Origin of the sequence: Desulfopila sp. IMCC35006 (assembly GCF_005116645.1) — a bacterium.
Lineage (GTDB): Bacteria > Desulfobacterota > Desulfobulbia > Desulfobulbales > Desulfocapsaceae > Desulforhopalus_A.
In genome coordinates this window covers 112,476-128,529 of the sequence record NZ_SWCM01000004.1, presented here as the reverse complement: position 1 = coordinate 128,529, position 16,054 = coordinate 112,476, and the positions used below count along the sequence as shown (strand labels likewise).

The window sequence follows — 16,054 nt, the reverse complement described above, 5'->3', positions numbered from 1 at the left end:
GAATTTCAAGATTTGCGGTCTTGCCAGCAGAGCGAAAGAACCCTGCTGGTTGAGCGCAAAATCCGGAAATTGTGATCGAGTTGCAGGCCGACCAGGGCAATTATTTTGTCTTCGCTGAGAACAACCGGCCATGCAGCCCGCTCTTTTGCCGGGATCTTTCGTTCATTGAGGTATCGCGATATTTTCTTGCTACCCGGACCGCCGCAGGGATGAAATCTTTCACCCGCCCGACAAGAACGAAGCAGAAGCGGAAAGGAGATGCGGGCCAGATCGAGTCTCAGTTCTCCTGGGCTTTTTTCCTTGGTGTCAGCGGCCGATATTTCCTTGACGACAAGTTCCTTGCCGGTACCGGTTACCGCGTATGTCCCTGGTCCGGGAATGAATTGACTGATGGAAGCGGCAGGCGGCGCTGAGCCGCGAAGCAGATCTCCCGGAAGAGGTCTGGCAAAGCGCAGCCCAAGGGGTGATTTTTCCGCCCGGACACCATTTTCAAGATGCAGTTCACTGCCGTTTCTACCGCTTCGTATGCACTCAATGATGGCGCAGATCTGCTCATAGGTCGGGCGGACGCCCATCCGCCAGCAGCTTTTTTCGATTATTCTTCTCTGGATTGCCGGATGCACCGCACGAAAGAACTCGTTCTTGACGACAAGTTGTGGTCGCCTGTCGTTTTCCACCGACATCTCCGATAGCTCGACGCATTGGTTGAAGATACTTGCGGCCTGTCTGTCAAGGTAGTTGTCTTCCTCGGCCAGGATATCCATATGTTGCAGGATCGTTTTGCGCAAAGATGGATTGAACTCTTTTTCCAAGAGCGGCAGTAAATGCAGCCGGACACGGTTTCGCAGAAAATGGTGATCCATATTGGACGAATCGAGGCACCAGGGCAGCCCCCGATCGGTCAGAAATGTGACCAGGCTGGCCTTGTTTTCAAAGAGCAGCGGACGAACGATACGGTCCCTCTTGGTTTTCATCCCGGAGAGTCCTCTGCTGCTGCTGCCCCGGAGCAGACGGATAAAAAACTCTTCTACCTGGTCATCGGCAGTATGGCCGACGGCGATGTACCGGGCGTCGTGTTGTTGCCTGACTTCTTCCAGTGCCCTGTAGCGAAGGATCCTGGCCGCTTCCTCCAGAGATTTTTTTTCCTTCGCCATAATTTTCTGTACATTTACCGCCCGAACCTTGAAAATAATATTAAGAGTTCGACATATGCCGGCAATAATATTTCGTTCATGGGGCGTTTCCTGCGGTCTGAGCCCATGATCGACATAGACGGCAATGAGCTCCAGCGGCAGAGTGATGCCGGCGAGAATATGCAGGAGTGCCATGGAGTCGGCCCCTCCGGAAACGGCGACAACTATCCGGTCATTTTCGACAAACAGATTATGGGAACGGATGAGATGTGCAATCCTGTCGAGGATATCCATGAAAAATGTATCAGGCTGGATTTTTTTGATTGAAAGTACAGTTTTGGTTTAATTCTTCGTTTCTGGTTGTTATATCTAAATGATACTTTACCATGGTCGGCAAGGCCTGGCATCCGCAGAATCTTCTCTGAATAAAAGCGTATGGCAAATAAAATAAAAATTCTGATTGCTGAGGACGAATTTATCAGTCGAACCTTGCTGAAAGAGATGCTTTCTCCTTTTGGTGATTGTGATGTGGTTATCAATGGAGTTGAAGCAATTGATGCCATGGAGGAATCCTATTGCGCCTCCGGTACCCGGTACGACCTTGTCTGTCTTGATATCATGATGCCCAAGCTGAGCGGGCATGAAGTATTGCGTGAAATACGGAGAATCGAACGGGAAAAAGGGATTTATGGTCCTGATGTCGTCAAGGTGATTATGGTCACAGCCCTGGATGATGCAAAAAATATCATGGAAGCAATGGTTGAAGGCAAATGTGCGGCGTATCTGACAAAACCGATCAACCAGCTCTGCCTGCTGGAACAGTTGCACCACCTCCAGCTGATTGATGATATGGAGCCTTCTTTTTTAATAAACAAAGCATGATCTGGTGGCTTGAACTCTTTTCAGGTAGGTACCATGCAGCAGCAGAAAATTGACTCTATCAAGGCACATCTCACAGAACAGTTCAGCCTTCCCGCTGAGCAGATCGACGTGCTGATGCCAAGTTTTATTGCCACGCTGCAGTCGCACATGCAGAATCTGCAGATGGCTCTGAAGACAGATAATCCCCTGGCAATAGGCGAGATTGGCCATACAATAAAAGGTGCATTCCTGAATCTTGGTCTTGACGACTGCGCCGCCATTGCCCTGCACATCGAACAACGGGGGAAAGCCGGGGATCGATCGGCCAATTACCAGCAGTTGTTCGAGAAACTGCGTGACGCGCTTGATCCCATCATCGAGTAGTAGCTCCTTGCCGTGAGTGTTCACCAGCAGTGAATCCGTTATGTCTTGGGCACTGGAAAACACTTCCTTCCTGAGTGTATATGAGTCTGCTGTGCCCTCCGCTAAACGGTCTCTTCTTGCCCGCCGATAGAATTCCTAATCTGTTCCAACAGACGGCTGTGGATATTGTCAAAGCCTCCGTTGGAAAGAACGGCCACGACATCGCCTTTTTTGAGGATGGTTTTCAGTCGATTGAGGATATCGTCGGTTGTTGGAAATGGTTCGGCGGTTAAATTTCTGGCGCAGAGATCCGATGCCAGTTTGGCCGAGGAAAACAGCTCTTCTTTTGCCAGTCCTTCAATGGGATTTGGTTCCCGCAGCAGAATGATATCGGCTGAATCGAATGCGCCGGCGTAATCTTTTTGAAAAATGGCGCGTCTTGATGAATTAGTTCTCGGTTCAAAGACCGTGACCAGTCGCCGATTGGCATAGCCGCTTTTCAATGCCGCCAGGGTTTCCCGAACAGCGGTCGGGTGATGGGCAAAATCGTCGATAACGGTAATTCCATTCTCGATACCGCGCACCTCCTGTCTTCTCTTGACGCCGGCAAAATTTTTCAGCCCCCTGTTTATAAGTAAAGGGCTTACCCCGAGGTGATGCATAACCGCGCACACCGCGAGGCTGTTGAGGCAATTGTGTCTGCCGGGCAGATTGACGGTCATGGAGGCCCATGGTTTCCCGTCTTTTACGACGTCAAAATGACTGACCGCATTTTCGATTCGTATATTCTGCAAAGTCCAGGTGAAAGAAGGGTTGAGACCGTAAGCCTGCACAGCGCAGGGAGCATTTGCCGCGATTTCAGCAACATTTGCATCATCAAGATTGGCAATCAGCAAACCGTCGGCAGGCAGGAGGGCGACAAACTTTTTAAAAGATCGCTTAATTGCCTCAAGATCACTGAAAATATCGGCATGATCAAATTCTATGGAGGTGATCACCGCAACCTTCGGTCGATAATGCAGAAATTTTGATTCCTTGTCAAAAAAGGCAGTGTCGTATTCATCTCCTTCGGCGACAAAGTAAGCACCTTCTCCTAGACGGAAATTGGTGCCGAATTCACCGACAATGCCGCCAATCATAAAGGACGGGTCAAGTTCGGCATGATAGAGGGCCGTGGCCAGCAGGGAACAGGTGGTCGTCTTGCCGTGGGTGCCGGAAATTACCAGAGAGGTCCGGGACTGGATGAAGAAATGGGCCAGGGCCTGGGGAAAAGAGAGATACGGAAGCCGCAGTTCCCCGAGGGCTATCGCCTCCGGATTTTTCCGGGTAATAACATTGCCGACGATTACCAGGTCCGGCGCCGGACTGAGGTTGGCGGCGCTATAGCCGTTACAGACGCTGATGTGTAAAGATGCGAGAAAATCGGACATCGGCGGGTAGACATGACTGTCGCTGCCGGTAACGGTATAGCCTGATTTCTGCAGCATCCCGGCCAGCGCTGCCATGCCGGTACCGCAAATTCCCATCAGGTGGATGTGGTTGATCTGTTTTGGGGCGGCGTTGAGATTTTTTTCTAAAGAAAGCATCATTTACCTTTTTTTATTGTCGCATCGATTGCCGAGAAAATATTTTTAAAAGACTGTTCAAAGGTAGCCGGCGTTATCCGACCGACTTCAATGAATTTTATCGATATTTCTTTAGCAATCTTTAAAATAGTTTCATCGGTAACCGTGTTGGCTTGTACTCTTTCTGGGGTGTTTTTTTCCGGGTGAGCCATAAAAGCACCTGTAAAAATTTATAATTTCAAAAATAAGTACGCCTCTGTCGCATGAAGAAGGCCAATTCGTCATAGAAGCGACAGAGGCGACGGTTAAGAATAACCTGTCAAGCCATCCTTATAACCTTCAATTAATACGGCAAATTGAAGATTTTTTCCAGTGTTGTTCGTTGCCGCCTGATGAAAATCTACATTCGGCTCCCCTCAAGGTTCTATTGCTGCAGCGGAAATAGTCTGTGTAAGGCGGGGACAGCAGATAATCTATGCTTATTATAGAGTACAGCTATACCAAACAACCAAGTAGGTGGAGGCAACAATGAAAGTGCTCGATCTGAATACGACCCGTGAATTTACCGAAGGGGCAATGAAACGGTTTTTTCTGGTAGAAGATTCTGAATTCTTTAAAATAATAAACTTTAATCTGAAAGCCGGTGTCACCTTCCCCGTCCATTCTCATGATCTGGATGGTGAACTTTCCATTCAGGTGATCGAAGGGGAAGGCGTCTTTATCGGTGCAAACGATGCAGAACTTCCGGCGAAAACCGGCAATATTCTCATCTCGCAGATACGCGAACCCCATGGTGTCCGGGCGACAACGGACATGAGAATCGTGGTCACCATAGCCCCGCCGATATGATACCCTCCGATGGAACGGAGACACGGTCTAGACACTTATTGGATTGTTTGCTGTATTTGCCGGGATATAATCGGGCGATGCAGAGGCGGGACGAGGTGCAGAAAATAAAAAAGCACCCACCGGAATAAACCGACAAGTGCTTGAATTTGCGTGGCTGGGGGACAAGGGCTCGAACCTTGATAAGCGGAGTCAGAGTCCGCTGAATAGCGTTTCTCATAGTTTCATTTAAGGTCATAAGTGATGTTTTTTATATTGTATTAACAGTGACATGTCGTGTACTATGTCTAATGTAACATAATTTGTCTTCACCCTGCTTAACACATGAAAGGCGGGACAGGAGCGGGACTAAATAAATAAGCGGACCCAAATAAGTGGACGGCACAATATGTCAAAATGGATTAAATGCAAGACCACTGGCATTAGATATAGACATCATGAAGAAAGAAAGCACGGTGTTGGATTCGATAAATATTTCACAATCAGATATAAAATTGCAGGGAAGGAAAAAGAGGAGGGGCTTGGTTGGGCCACTGATGGTTGGACTGAAAAGAAAGCTGCAGCTGTATTATCGGAACTGAAAGCAAATAGCACTATTGGTATAGGACCTGTCAGTCTGTGTGAAAAGCGTGAAATTCGTGCTATTGCTGAGAAAAAAACTGAAGAGAGTAAGCAGCAAGAGGATAATAAGAACATATCCTTTGGAAGAATTTTTGAACTATTCCTTGTTGCATCAAAAGAAAAAAAGAAAAATCCACGCTCTTGGAAAAGAGAAGAACAGTTAGCAAGGTTGCATATCTTTCCTGTAATTTCCGATCTTCCCTTAACAAAAATCGCTCATGTTCCACATATTAGAGCCATCCAAAAAAACATGGAGGCGAAGAGTCTAACTCCGCGAACTATTCGCTATGCTTTTCATGTGATTAGGATTGTTTTTCACTTCGCGATGGATGAAGGATATTTTTCTGGAACTAACCCAGCATTAGAAAAAAGTAATAGGGCGGTCAGTAAGAAGAGATCCGGTATTGAATATCCGCAAGAAGACAATAAGAAAGAACGATACCTAAGCAGAGAAGAGGCCAATGTATTGCTGAAGGAGCTCACCAAGAGATCCAGTGAGGTTCACGACATGGCTATGCTTGGTCTTTATGCAGGTTTACGATTTGGAGAAATAGCTAAGCTGACATGGGAAAATGTTGATGTTTTTCAGGGAACTATGAAATTGAGACAGACAAAGAATGGAAAAGATCGGACTGCGTACATGAATCAGGACGTCCAACAGATGTTTGCACGACGTGGCCCTGGAGAGCACGGTCGGCTGGTTTTTCCTGCCCGTGGAAAAGATAACAAGCCACATTACATGATAAGTCATATGTACTATGAAGTAGTTAAAAAACTTTTCAATCAAGGAGTTACTGACAAAAAGCAATGGGTCAATTTTCACACCTTACGTCATACTTTTGCGAGCTGGTTAGTTGAAGATGGGACTGATATTTATAAGGTCCAAGAATTGCTCGGACATGGAGATTTGAAAATGACAGAACGCTATGCTCATAACGATAAAAATCAGTTGAAACAGGCTGTTATGAAATTGCAGAAAGAATGAAAATTGTGAAAAATGAGACTTGGTTTGGGGTAAGTACTTAACTTAAAAAAGGGAATCAATTGACTTGGATGGAGTATGTGCAAGATATGCTACTAAAAGGTAGGACTCCAGATACGATCTGACATTAAATTGCCATTGATGGCACTGAATTGATATTGTAATGTTAGGTTATTAAAAGCGCCGATTTGTAACTCGGCTTGCGGGCGCTATAAAAATTCAGCTAAAGAGGGATGAGATAATTACTCACCCGCTTTGGCCCTTGGTCGAGTGGGTTTTTTTATGCCCAATGATGGGCGTCGCCGATTTAATCGACAACTTGCGGGGCGACTGACAAATTCCGCTAAAGCGCTGCGCTCCTTTTCACACTCCAGAACCGCTTCGTGATCAGGCATGGAGTGACGGAGTTGCTATATGACCATAAAGCAAGATATCTACCTTACTTCCTATCAACTATACAGGGTTGGGCACCTTTTGAATAGCGTTCATGAAGCTCAGGGGGGCATCATCAAAAGGCTCCAGATGATAAAAAATGCTATTCTTTATACATACTAACAGGCCAATCTGACAGTAAGGGCATTCCGCCGGGATTAAGGTCCCTTTCTCTTCATCTCTCATGTGCCAAGTGCATTTAGGATCTCCCAGGAGCATGTCTGAAATCTCGTGGCATTGGGGGCAGGTGAGATGAATAACGGTCCTGTTTTTAATGTTAACCGGGGTGAAGCTCTCCTTCTGCTTAAGGAGATCGGAGCCTTTAAAAACTTTTTTGAAAAATCCCATATCAACCTCCTACAGGTTTACTCCTATGGTGTTATCTTCCTTGAGTCTCCCAGACTAACGATTGCGCAAGAAATCCATGAGTGTCGGCATTTTTGATTTGAAAGCCGACCGTTCGGCAGGGAGGGTTTTGGGTAACGATTGGGCAAGTGAGGCAATGAGAAGTGGGGCAGATGCCCCTACATTAACGGCCAATAAGGCTTCCACCTCTTCGATGCCATAAAGCGTAGTCAGAAGGCCGCCTGCGATTATCATCGCAACCGTGCACCCCCAATAACGCCAAAGTTTGACATAATGGGGGAGGTTGGGACTATCCCGAAGGTTGTACCATTTTAACAACTCGATCAGAACCCCTCCGAAGCATCCGGCCAGGAAAACGTTTAAGAACCCGTAGAGTTTCATGTTACCAACCTTTACTGCCAGTCCCCGGAGAGGATAAAGGCAGACCAATAATAAGGGGAAGACCACTCTTTGCTCTGCAGCACAGCCAATTTAGCCTCTCGCAGGGCTGAGCCTTTATCTAGACGTTTGGTTATCATGAAGGAATAGAAATGCTTCATGAGTTCGGCGGTGGATTCGTCATGCACCTGCCAAAGACTGGCCAGGACGCTTTGGCCCCCGGCGTAAAAGAAGGCCCGCATCAAGCCTACGAAGCCTTCGCCATGATGGAGCTTTCCCAGGCCAGTTTCGCAGGCACTCAGGACGATCAGATCAGCGTTTAGAGATAAAGTGGTTATTTCGAACGCATGGAGAGCGCTTTCATCGTCTGTTGGTGCTAAGAGGAGATATGAGAATTGAGAATTATTTTGATCTGCCCAACCGTGGGTGGCGAAATGGACAAAGCGATAATCACTTATTTCTGGTGATTGTACAGCCTTTTTACTGGCGTCCTCCCCTAATTTCAGGGTAATCCGGTTCTGCAAAAAAAGCTTGGATATGGATATGACTTCTTTCTCAGTTCCTGGAAGAGGAGAAGGCCCGGGGTGATGTGAATCTCTTTGAAAGTGAACTGGAGCGAAGCCGATAAAATCTTTTTTCCACTGGGCTGGGAACCGCGTGGGGCGGTCTTCCCGCAGCGCCGCGAAGATTGTCGCCGAGGGAGAGTATATAATTTCGTACTTCTTAATTAAAAAAGGCAGGTCGGCTAGGCCGAGTTCCGATTGATCCCGCCAGAACTTCCTGAACCCCCTTCCTCCTTGCTCCTTCTGGCTTACTGGAGCTTCAATGAGGAGCACTTCAAAGGGAACGAGGTGCAACAGGTGGTCAGGCACGATAAGGAGCCTCTTCCCTGACAAAACAGCGGCAGCCGGTTCCAAGAGCATTTGGTAGAGGTCATGGGCGCAGGAGGCAAAGCCCTCCACATTGGGTTTTATTAAGATAGACAAGAGTTCTTGAACTTTGGCTTTTATCTTGAGTCCGTCTGGTAAGACATAAAAATTCAGGCTGTTTCCTGTCACTACCCACAGATAACTTTCGTGATTGTGGAGTGAATACTGGAGCAAAGTAGTATCTTCATTCCGCAGAAGTTTCTGTATCTTGTGAACCTGCCAAGGGTTATGCTCTGTAATCTCAGCCAGTCGGGAATCCGCCTTGCTTATCTGAGCAAGCAAACGCTGAAACGCGGAGTTCAATTCAGTCCGTTGATCCAGGAGGAGCAGGCGATCAGGGAGGGATAGACCCGGATTAGACAATCGGTTTTGCAGTTCTGCGAGTTCCAGGAGCATGGCCTCTTCTTGTTTGGACAACTCGCTGGAGATGTGACCTTTGGGGCTAACCCGTCGGCTAAAAAGCAGGTCGAGAAAAGCGCGAGCATGCCGTCTTTCACAAACGTGGAAAGCGTGTGCTACGAAACTTTGGTTTAAGGTTTCTTGAGACCGCTTGATTAATTGAGCTGTATAAACGTAGTAAGATTCCTGTACCCACGATTTATTGAAGAAGCTTAATCGAAAGTCATCTCCCCTAAGTTCGTATCGCATTCGGTCAAAAATAGCGGTCGCCTCTTGCAACATGGAGCAAGCTTGTTCGGTCTTGCCGAGGCTACTGTACAGCGCTCCCAAATTATAGTAGGCCTCCCCTTCGGTTAGAGAGCTGCCCACTTCTTTGGCCAAGCGCAATGCCGTCTCCAGACAAGGGAGAGCTTCTTGAGGTTCGCCTTTGGACAGATAGAGCGACCCTAATGTAATCAAGCAACCGGTTTGCAGAAATGCATTGCCTAACTGCTGATAAAGGGCATTCGCTTGTTTCGCCAGCGAAAATCCTTCTTCGAACTCACCCAGTCTTAGGTAAAGGCCGGCCAAGCCGTTGAGAGCACCGGCAATATTATATTGGTTTCCGGTCTGTTGAGCAATTTCTAACGCCTCGAGCATATGGGGGACGGCCATTTGGGGATTGTTATAGTTGCCGACATCAAAGTATAGCCAGGCTAGAGAATAGTGAGTTTCAAAGGTCAGACTCACCATATCCAAGTGGTAGTAACGCATTAGCGCGGCTTTGAGATAGTGTTCCGCTTCCCCGCTTTGACCAAGGGTGATATATAAACTGCCCAGATTGTGTAAGGCTGAGGCCTCTCCCGGATGATTGCGTAATTTTCGGGCCAGATCTAGACCTTGATCGAAAAAAAGGAGCGCGTCTTGGTACTGACACAGATCTTTACAAGCAGTGCCCAAAGCATTTAAGCATTTTTGTTCTTCAAGGATGTTGCCTACTGTGCGGGCTATCTGGAGAGAGTCAGCAAAGCTCTGGCGCGCCTCACGGAGCCGCCCTTGACCGTAATAAACCTGCCCCAAATTGTACTTTGCCATCCCGGTAGATGGTAAATCCTCCATAATTTCATAGAGGGAGAGGGATCTGGATAAGCTGGACAGGGCTTTTTCTAATTCCCCGAGATACTGATATACAGGGCCGAGTGTGAGCAGGGTTAGGCTCTCCCCGCGCAGGTTGCCAACTTCCCGGCGTATGAGCAAGGCCTGTTCTAGATATTCCCTGGCCTTGGCCATTTCTCCCAGATCTTTATGGAGGGCCCCCACACCATTCAGACATCTGCCCTCACCTTCCCGGTCCTTTAATTTTCTAAATAATTCCAGCGCTTGTTGAAAGGCTGAGAGAGATTGGGGGTAATAGCCAAGGGACTGGAGCCTGACCGCTTCCTGGTTGAAAAGTTCAGCTTGGTGGGCTTTATTCATGCTGGCTCCATCATGGTGATGGTGATAAATAGTCGCTTTCTATGGTGCTCCTAATTTATCGGCTTCCCTGTCAAAGCCACTGCATTTACGGTCGAAAGTTTATCTTTTTCAGCTCAATATTGCAAGATTTTTTAGTCCACCTATTATCCACATGTTAGGTGCCCCGTCTTTTCAATCCACCACTGTTTCAAACCGACCCTTCCAGGCTCCGACGCTGTCATACATTCTCACCTAACATCTCATATCTCTGATATCATCGAGTTTACGTAACGTTTTTGAATGACAATGTTTCCCCGTTCGCTGTAATCAAAGTGTTTGGACATCAACAAAAGGCTCTTCATACTCTGGTCGCCCATAGTCATGTAGCTCTATTATCGGCTCATACATTCAAGGAAACAGTGGTGCCCTTTCCCGCTAAAGCTGGGCTTCTTCGAATAGCTCGAGATGAATCAAGATTATTTTTATCACCTTTCGTTTGTAGAGAAAGCTGATTATCGTCATGATACCAATGCAGTGAAGACAAAGAAGCGGGGCCACTTCTGGTATTAGTGTTCCTGAGTAAGCGAGTCACCACCCTGGATCAATCAAAGGTTATTTCGCTAAATACTAACCTTTTCGCCTCGAGTGTTTTGCTGTCGTTTTGTTCTATTATATCTTTGGGCATTGGAAATAAACAGAGTGATCCCATAAAAATATCAATAGGAATTTTATTGATTTTGCACCATTCCACTGCAGCCTGTCGAATAGCATCGACCTCGCCTGCCAGCTTTTCACTTAACGGCAATAATTTTTCAACCAGTGTCTCTTTTTTTCTATATTCTGCAGACTCAGGTGCACCACCGGCGGCAAGCCATGCTGAACAGAACGACAGTGCCGACTGCAACCTGCATGATACAAGGAGGTAAGTGTGCATTGCCTCTGCTGTGAGGTAATTGTAGGCATGCAGAGCCTGGCATATTGCCGAAAGAGCTTGTCCGTTATTTTTGCCTTGAGGAACATGCCCTATGAGTCGATTGATCTCGTCCTGGTCCTCTCGGTTGACTGCCGAATAACAAGCTATTGCCCGTTGCTTCGGTGTCAAATCCTGGTAGATTTTCTTGTGAATATCCATAACCTTCTCCTAATTTCGGCCTACCGCTGTTTCCAGTGCAGTCAGCCTTTCTTTTAGTTCATCAATTTCCACCACCCGAGCAAGAGTACCAACTGCTGATACCAGTTGTGCCGCAACATCTGGCGGTAATTTGCCTTCCGCTGCAGCCCTGATGAAAGCGTTGGCCATGTCACTTATCTTGTCACTTTCGGGAATTTCTACCTGCACCGGAGCGGCCTGGGCTTTCATAGGTGGACAAAGTCGATCTATACATATTTTCAAGGCTTGCATATCGCCTTTCTTGGCGAATTCAATGATAGTTCTAGTCAGGATTTCTGCTTCGCCATCAAACAGGGCTTGGGCCATTATGGTTGCCTTGTTCTTTGCCCCCGGTGGCTTACCTGCAGGATTCCCTGACTGGCCCGGTTTAAATGGTTTGCCCCGCTGTTTTTCTCCTGTATTTTCAGCCATAGTCTTCCCTGTGTCATAATTATTTAATGGGGTAATACTTTTCTTATGTTCTGGACATTTTCTACATCCGGATGTCCAGAGGCATCGACCATCGAGCTGATACCTCTCAGGTCGATGGTCGTCTCCCACTTAATCATCTCAAAGAGGGAGTGTGCCTTGATGTTGGTCTATCCTAACTGGTCAGGGTTAATTTCTGCCAAACGCTCCTCGGTCATGAAATTATTGTCAATAATTTCAGACTCTGCTGCACGGTGAATTATTTCGATAATCCTTACGACTTCATCTACAAGAGCAACACTGTCAGCCAAAGACTCCGCCGTTTGCAAACTGTTGGCATCATCTCCTGTAATTTTCATTTCATGAAAAAACGTATTTAATTTCTTAGACAATTTGGGAAATTGTCCGGAGAAATGCTTTTCAATAAACTGTATTGCTCCGGATTCAGGGTAAGAATATTTTTCTCCCAGTGCCATTTCCTCCAAGTTTGAAAATGCATGGAAAAGATTAAGCTTTTCTGTGATAGCATTGATGGTTCTTGTTTCATCAGAGTGGTCTAACGCTCGGCAATTGCAAGTGCCAAGTATAAATCCGCACGCTGGGCATACCTCACAGTAGCAGCCATATGCGTGGAATTCATCAGGCAAGGATTTGCAAAAATCACATTGGTCTACTACTGTTGAATTATATTCAAAACTTTGAAAAGGTATTCTGTTCATTACATTACTCCTAAATTAAGTTAAAAATATTGTTCTGGTGATTCGTCTGGATCATTGAGAAATTGCCAACTCCATTTGTGGAAAAAGGCCAATAAACGGTTCTTCGCCGATTTCTCGATTTTTAACGCAATTCACGACCGTGTCTTTGACGTGAGTGTTGTCTACTCCTTTACTGGTAGCTTCCTCCTTTACTTTGTTGCGCCCACCAGATTTAAACCTTGTCGACCTACTCATAACCAATTGACATCGTTGTGGTACAGATGTCAGACTTCCATGCTATCTGCAAACGTATTCGGTAATAGTCAGACAGGTGCTATTCAACCGTTCTCGGTGAGACCTTCCTCGTATGAACCCCAGACTTCTTCTTGCGTATTGCTCTGTGTTTGAGGAAATTCCGAACATCCTCTGTAACAACATCAACCTTTTGCCAGTTGATCTGCGAGGAAGGTTCTTTGCCAAACTTCTCAGTGTAGATTTTTATCGCTGTCCCATAGCACCCTGAAGGGCTTGGATGCCACCCCTTGCTCTGGCACCAGCCGTTAAGGCCTGCCAGGAAAGTCTGCTTTTCTTCCATTGAATACTGCCCCTTCGTACTCTTGTGCAGCTTTTCAAGTCTGCCCGGTGCCGTCTCCACATCCTCGGCGTGGGCAGGAAGTAATCCGCAGGCAGGACATTTGCGCATCCCCACAGGCTTGAGGAAATCGCAACTCGGGCAGCGTTTCGGTTTTGGTGGTTCTTTTTCCTCATGCTGTGTATGACTTGAGGTATCTGCCTTTTTGCCATCGTCGAGGTGTGCAGGGAGGAATCCATCTGCAAAACCAAGCCGCTCATGATTACCTGCATGGTCAAGGATAATGCACCTGTCTTTCCCAGGGTAAGCCCGCAATCCACGGCCGATTTGCTGGATATGGATCATTAAACTTTTGGTAGGGCGAGCCTGGATGATGCAGGACACTTCAGGACAGTCAAAACCTTTGGTCAATATGTCAAAATTGCATATGACTGTTATCTCGCCTGTTTTGAATTTGCCGATAATCTCTGCTCGAGAGGCTTCGTCAATACCTTTACCGGTACTAAAATCGATATGTTCCGCGGTGATTCCTCTGCGGCGAAATTCACGGACCAAGTGCTGAGAATGGGCAATGTTTGTCGCGTAGCAGATCGTTTTTCTGCCGAGTGCCAGCCTCAGCCAGGTTTCGACCACATCGGCCACCAACTTCGGTTTATCAGCTCTTTGTCCAATTTCCTGTGGATCAAAGTCCCCGGCTATAGTTTTGACCTCGGTGGTATCGATTGTAGGAGGACCATAAGCAACAAAATCGGAGAGGTAGCCTTTGTCGATCAACTTTCGTGTGGTTATCGGGTTTACCAATCCGTTGAAATATTTCCCGAGTCCCTTTGCAAAAGGTGTCGCGGACAGTCCAACTATGTGGCCAAAAGGATTTGCCTCGATCAGTCTGATATGGGCCTTGTGCAGGGTGTGAGCCTCGTCGATAATCGCCAGATCAAAATGTTGAATACGCCGGCGAGCAAGTGTCTGGACTGAACAAATTTGAACCTGCAGATCAGGTTGAGAGGGTTCACCAGCCCGAATTATTCCATGCTCGATACCTTCTGCTGTAAATCTTGTGGAGGCTTGATTGATAAGCTCAATCCGGTCACAAATGAACAGACACCTTAATCCTTTGGCTACCGCGTTCCTGATCATGCAGCTGGCGATATGAGTCTTCCCGGCCCCGGTTGGCAACATCAACATCTGTTTCTTCCCAGTTTTTCTAAAACCTTGACGAACTGCATCAATGGCTAACTCCTGATGCTCCCACAACTGTGTCATTATAAGTACCTCCGAGCGCTCTTCAGCACGGTCTTTACTTCACGGTCTGGCAACGGAGGAGAACACGCCGCAGCCCATTTTTGTGCCTCCTGTTCGATTACAGCCCACTCAGTCCTTCGCTGGATTGCTCCACCGACGAATCTCATAAGACCACTATTACGATTTCCTTCAGGTGCCCCGTAAGACCCGATATAATTGCTACCGGATGCACAGGACTCCCGTTTAGCGCTCCAGAGATCTTTCGGTTTTGGGGGAAATTTCCGGACAACGTCCAGATGAGTAAGTGGAGCGACATGCGATTCTAAAACGATCCTCGACATAAAAGGATCTCCCTTTTGATGCCAAAAACCAGGCACTCGCATCACCCGGCTGAGATCATGAACAACAGGATCTCCGCCAAACATATCAGCCAAGAGTTTCTGAATATCCGTGAATGCTTCCAAGGGGAAATCTTGGACAAACCAGTAGGCGTGAAAGCGTGTCGGTGAGGATTCGACAACCAAGTGGGGTTCGTACGTCAGTACTGGTTCGAGAGGGGAACAGTCGAGATCAACAAAAATCGCTCGTACATTGACGATATTTTCGCGTTTTCTGCCTTTACCGTCGGTTTCGTTTACCGTTAAAAACACTCCAGCACCACACCAGTTCATCTCTTCCAAGGCGAATGCGTATCCGTGGAAAATTTTTGCCAAACTCTTTCTCTTCTCTTTCGAGTCATCAAAGGCTTGGAATGTGTGCAAGCCAGGGAAGCGGTCTAAGAACCTTTGTCTGTAAGATTTCATCTCATCGTCAGTAACTTCTTCAGAACACTCCGAGGATGTGGACAGAGTGGCTGAAAGTTGAGCCATCTCCCCCCTTACATCCCCCTTACTGGTAAATAGATCCGTACAATTCTCCGACGACGGCAAAATGCACGCTTCGGAATCATTATTGTTTTTATTCGATCTTTCTTCATTTTCGACATGATTCAGATCCTTTCCCTTAACGGATTCAGAATCCTCTGGATTTGTTGTTAGGCACATTCTCTCGTTCCATCCATGAAATACATAGGACTTCCCAATCATCTTGCCTTTTGAATCACGACGAAAGGGGATTTCCAGTAAGCCCATGGCAGACAACTGACTGAGCGCTTTTCGCCACTTGCGCTCACCCATGCCAAGGACCTTGAGCATATGAGTTTTACGGAACTGCCAGAACTCCGGCTGCGTAATCGCAAACGACCAAAGATGAAAGGCATCTGTCTTTCCGACAAAAAACTGGACTATTTCAGCAGACAACAGTACCCCATGTGTCGCCTTGGTTTGGGCATGGCGGAATTCTGAAATTGAGGTGGTCTGGTTTATTTTTTCAGTTGCTTGAGTCATTTCACAACCACCTGGCGATAATATTGCAAGAATTCAACGGGATCAGATTTCGGCATACAAACACATCTACGTAGCCTTAATTTTGGTTAGACTAAGCCTTTGACGTGTTGAAATATGTGGTTTCGATCAATGCTTCACCACAATTCGCTTAATTAACCAATGTACAAGACCCCTCACTGGATAAACCCGGCACCTGCCAACACAGAACGACCCCTCAGGGCCTTCTCGGCGAGAGTCACAATTTGCGAG

Annotated in this window: 15 protein-coding genes and 1 riboswitch; of the genes, 4 read left to right on the top strand and 11 right to left on the bottom strand. The window is 47.0% G+C overall.

Annotation, left to right across the window (positions count from 1 at the left end):
* Positions 1-5 precede the first annotated feature (5 nt).
* The gene (gene tilS / locus FCL47_RS08895; protein WP_136813148.1) at positions 6-1,427 is read right to left on the bottom strand and encodes a tRNA lysidine(34) synthetase TilS; all 1,422 of its coding nucleotides are present in this window, start codon (positions 1,425-1,427) and stop codon (positions 6-8) included.
* A gap of 141 nt (positions 1,428-1,568) precedes the next feature.
* On the opposite strand from tilS, the gene FCL47_RS08890 reads away from it, so the two are divergent.
* Both FCL47_RS08890 and FCL47_RS08885 read left to right on the top strand, forming a co-directional pair.
* Positions 1,569-2,015, top strand: coding sequence for a response regulator (locus FCL47_RS08890; protein ID WP_240744181.1), 447 nt, complete (start codon positions 1,569-1,571; stop codon positions 2,013-2,015).
* A 33-nt stretch (positions 2,016-2,048) separates the two neighbouring features.
* Complete coding sequence (locus FCL47_RS08885; RefSeq protein WP_136813147.1) at positions 2,049-2,378, top strand: Hpt domain-containing protein; 330 nt, start codon at positions 2,049-2,051, stop codon at positions 2,376-2,378.
* 101 nt (positions 2,379-2,479) lie between these two features.
* On the opposite strand, the gene mpl is transcribed toward FCL47_RS08885, so the two are convergent.
* Both mpl and FCL47_RS08875 read right to left on the bottom strand, forming a co-directional pair.
* Positions 2,480-3,946: a UDP-N-acetylmuramate:L-alanyl-gamma-D-glutamyl-meso-diaminopimelate ligase gene (gene mpl / locus FCL47_RS08880; protein WP_136813146.1), complete on the bottom strand. Its 1,467-nt coding sequence runs from the start codon at positions 3,944-3,946 to the stop codon at positions 2,480-2,482.
* The gene (locus FCL47_RS08875) at positions 3,943-4,134 is read right to left on the bottom strand and encodes a hypothetical protein (RefSeq protein WP_136813145.1); all 192 of its coding nucleotides are present in this window, start codon (positions 4,132-4,134) and stop codon (positions 3,943-3,945) included. Before FCL47_RS08875 ends, mpl begins: the two co-directional genes overlap by 4 nt.
* Before the next feature lie 316 nt (positions 4,135-4,450).
* Here FCL47_RS08875 and FCL47_RS08870 point away from each other — a divergent pair, with 316 nt between their 5' ends.
* Both FCL47_RS08870 and FCL47_RS08865 read left to right on the top strand, forming a co-directional pair.
* Positions 4,451-4,771: a cupin domain-containing protein gene (locus FCL47_RS08870; protein WP_136813144.1), complete on the top strand. Its 321-nt coding sequence runs from the start codon at positions 4,451-4,453 to the stop codon at positions 4,769-4,771.
* 385 nt (positions 4,772-5,156) lie between these two features.
* On the top strand, positions 5,157-6,374 hold the full coding sequence (locus FCL47_RS08865) for a site-specific integrase (protein ID WP_136813143.1): 1,218 nt from the start codon (positions 5,157-5,159) through the stop codon (positions 6,372-6,374).
* 167 nt (positions 6,375-6,541) lie between these two features.
* A riboswitch (SAM riboswitch) is annotated at positions 6,542-6,619 on the top strand.
* A gap of 205 nt (positions 6,620-6,824) precedes the next feature.
* Here FCL47_RS08865 and FCL47_RS08860 read toward each other — a convergent pair.
* The 8 genes from FCL47_RS08860 to FCL47_RS08825 all read right to left on the bottom strand — a co-directional run bounded on the left by FCL47_RS08860 (position 6,825) and on the right by FCL47_RS08825 (position 15,805).
* A complete protein-coding gene (locus FCL47_RS08860; protein WP_136813142.1) occupies positions 6,825-7,151 on the bottom strand; it encodes a hypothetical protein in 327 nt (108 codons plus the stop codon).
* Positions 7,152-7,205: 54 nt separating this feature from the next.
* Positions 7,206-7,550, bottom strand: a complete 345-nt coding sequence (locus FCL47_RS08855; protein WP_136813141.1) for a hypothetical protein — start codon at positions 7,548-7,550, stop codon at positions 7,206-7,208.
* A gap of 11 nt (positions 7,551-7,561) precedes the next feature.
* Positions 7,562-10,330: a CHAT domain-containing protein gene (locus FCL47_RS08850; protein WP_136813140.1), complete on the bottom strand. Its 2,769-nt coding sequence runs from the start codon at positions 10,328-10,330 to the stop codon at positions 7,562-7,564.
* Positions 10,331-10,910: 580 nt separating this feature from the next.
* Positions 10,911-11,441, bottom strand: coding sequence for a hypothetical protein (locus tag FCL47_RS08845; RefSeq protein ID WP_136813139.1), 531 nt, complete (start codon positions 11,439-11,441; stop codon positions 10,911-10,913).
* A gap of 9 nt (positions 11,442-11,450) precedes the next feature.
* Positions 11,451-11,891 carry a DUF5681 domain-containing protein gene (locus FCL47_RS08840; RefSeq protein WP_136813138.1) on the bottom strand — a complete coding sequence of 147 codons (441 nt, stop codon included), beginning with the start codon at positions 11,889-11,891 and terminating at the stop codon, positions 11,451-11,453.
* 167 nt (positions 11,892-12,058) lie between these two features.
* Positions 12,059-12,607, bottom strand: coding sequence for a hypothetical protein (locus tag FCL47_RS08835; protein WP_136813137.1), 549 nt, complete (start codon positions 12,605-12,607; stop codon positions 12,059-12,061).
* Positions 12,608-12,920: 313 nt separating this feature from the next.
* Complete coding sequence (locus tag FCL47_RS08830; protein WP_136813136.1) at positions 12,921-14,441, bottom strand: DEAD/DEAH box helicase; 1,521 nt, start codon at positions 14,439-14,441, stop codon at positions 12,921-12,923.
* On the bottom strand, positions 14,441-15,805 hold the full coding sequence (locus tag FCL47_RS08825; RefSeq protein WP_136813135.1) for a DNA-primase RepB domain-containing protein: 1,365 nt from the start codon (positions 15,803-15,805) through the stop codon (positions 14,441-14,443). Before FCL47_RS08825 ends, FCL47_RS08830 begins: the two co-directional genes overlap by 1 nt.
* Between the last annotated feature and the right edge of the window lie 249 nt (positions 15,806-16,054).

Excerpts from the sequence above, each read along its gene's own strand:
- tilS (WP_136813148.1), bottom strand. The coding sequence starts at position 1,427 with ATGGATATCCTCGACAGGATTGCACATCTCATCCGTTCCCATAATCTG.
- FCL47_RS08890 (WP_240744181.1), top strand. The coding sequence starts at position 1,569 with ATGGCAAATAAAATAAAAATTCTGATTGCTGAGGACGAATTTATCAGT.
- FCL47_RS08885 (WP_136813147.1), top strand. The coding sequence starts at position 2,049 with ATGCAGCAGCAGAAAATTGACTCTATCAAGGCACATCTCACAGAACAG.
- mpl (WP_136813146.1), bottom strand. The coding sequence starts at position 3,946 with ATGATGCTTTCTTTAGAAAAAAATCTCAACGCCGCCCCAAAACAGATC.
- FCL47_RS08875 (WP_136813145.1), bottom strand. The coding sequence starts at position 4,134 with ATGGCTCACCCGGAAAAAAACACCCCAGAAAGAGTACAAGCCAACACG.
- FCL47_RS08870 (WP_136813144.1), top strand. The coding sequence starts at position 4,451 with ATGAAAGTGCTCGATCTGAATACGACCCGTGAATTTACCGAAGGGGCA.
- FCL47_RS08865 (WP_136813143.1), top strand. The coding sequence starts at position 5,157 with ATGTCAAAATGGATTAAATGCAAGACCACTGGCATTAGATATAGACAT.
- FCL47_RS08860 (WP_136813142.1), bottom strand. The coding sequence starts at position 7,151 with ATGGGATTTTTCAAAAAAGTTTTTAAAGGCTCCGATCTCCTTAAGCAG.
- FCL47_RS08855 (WP_136813141.1), bottom strand. The coding sequence starts at position 7,550 with ATGAAACTCTACGGGTTCTTAAACGTTTTCCTGGCCGGATGCTTCGGA.
- FCL47_RS08850 (WP_136813140.1), bottom strand. The coding sequence starts at position 10,330 with ATGAATAAAGCCCACCAAGCTGAACTTTTCAACCAGGAAGCGGTCAGG.
- FCL47_RS08845 (WP_136813139.1), bottom strand. The coding sequence starts at position 11,441 with ATGGATATTCACAAGAAAATCTACCAGGATTTGACACCGAAGCAACGG.
- FCL47_RS08840 (WP_136813138.1), bottom strand. The coding sequence starts at position 11,891 with ATGGCTGAAAATACAGGAGAAAAACAGCGGGGCAAACCATTTAAACCG.
- FCL47_RS08835 (WP_136813137.1), bottom strand. The coding sequence starts at position 12,607 with ATGAACAGAATACCTTTTCAAAGTTTTGAATATAATTCAACAGTAGTA.
- FCL47_RS08830 (WP_136813136.1), bottom strand. The coding sequence starts at position 14,441 with ATGACACAGTTGTGGGAGCATCAGGAGTTAGCCATTGATGCAGTTCGT.
- FCL47_RS08825 (WP_136813135.1), bottom strand. The coding sequence starts at position 15,805 with ATGACTCAAGCAACTGAAAAAATAAACCAGACCACCTCAATTTCAGAA.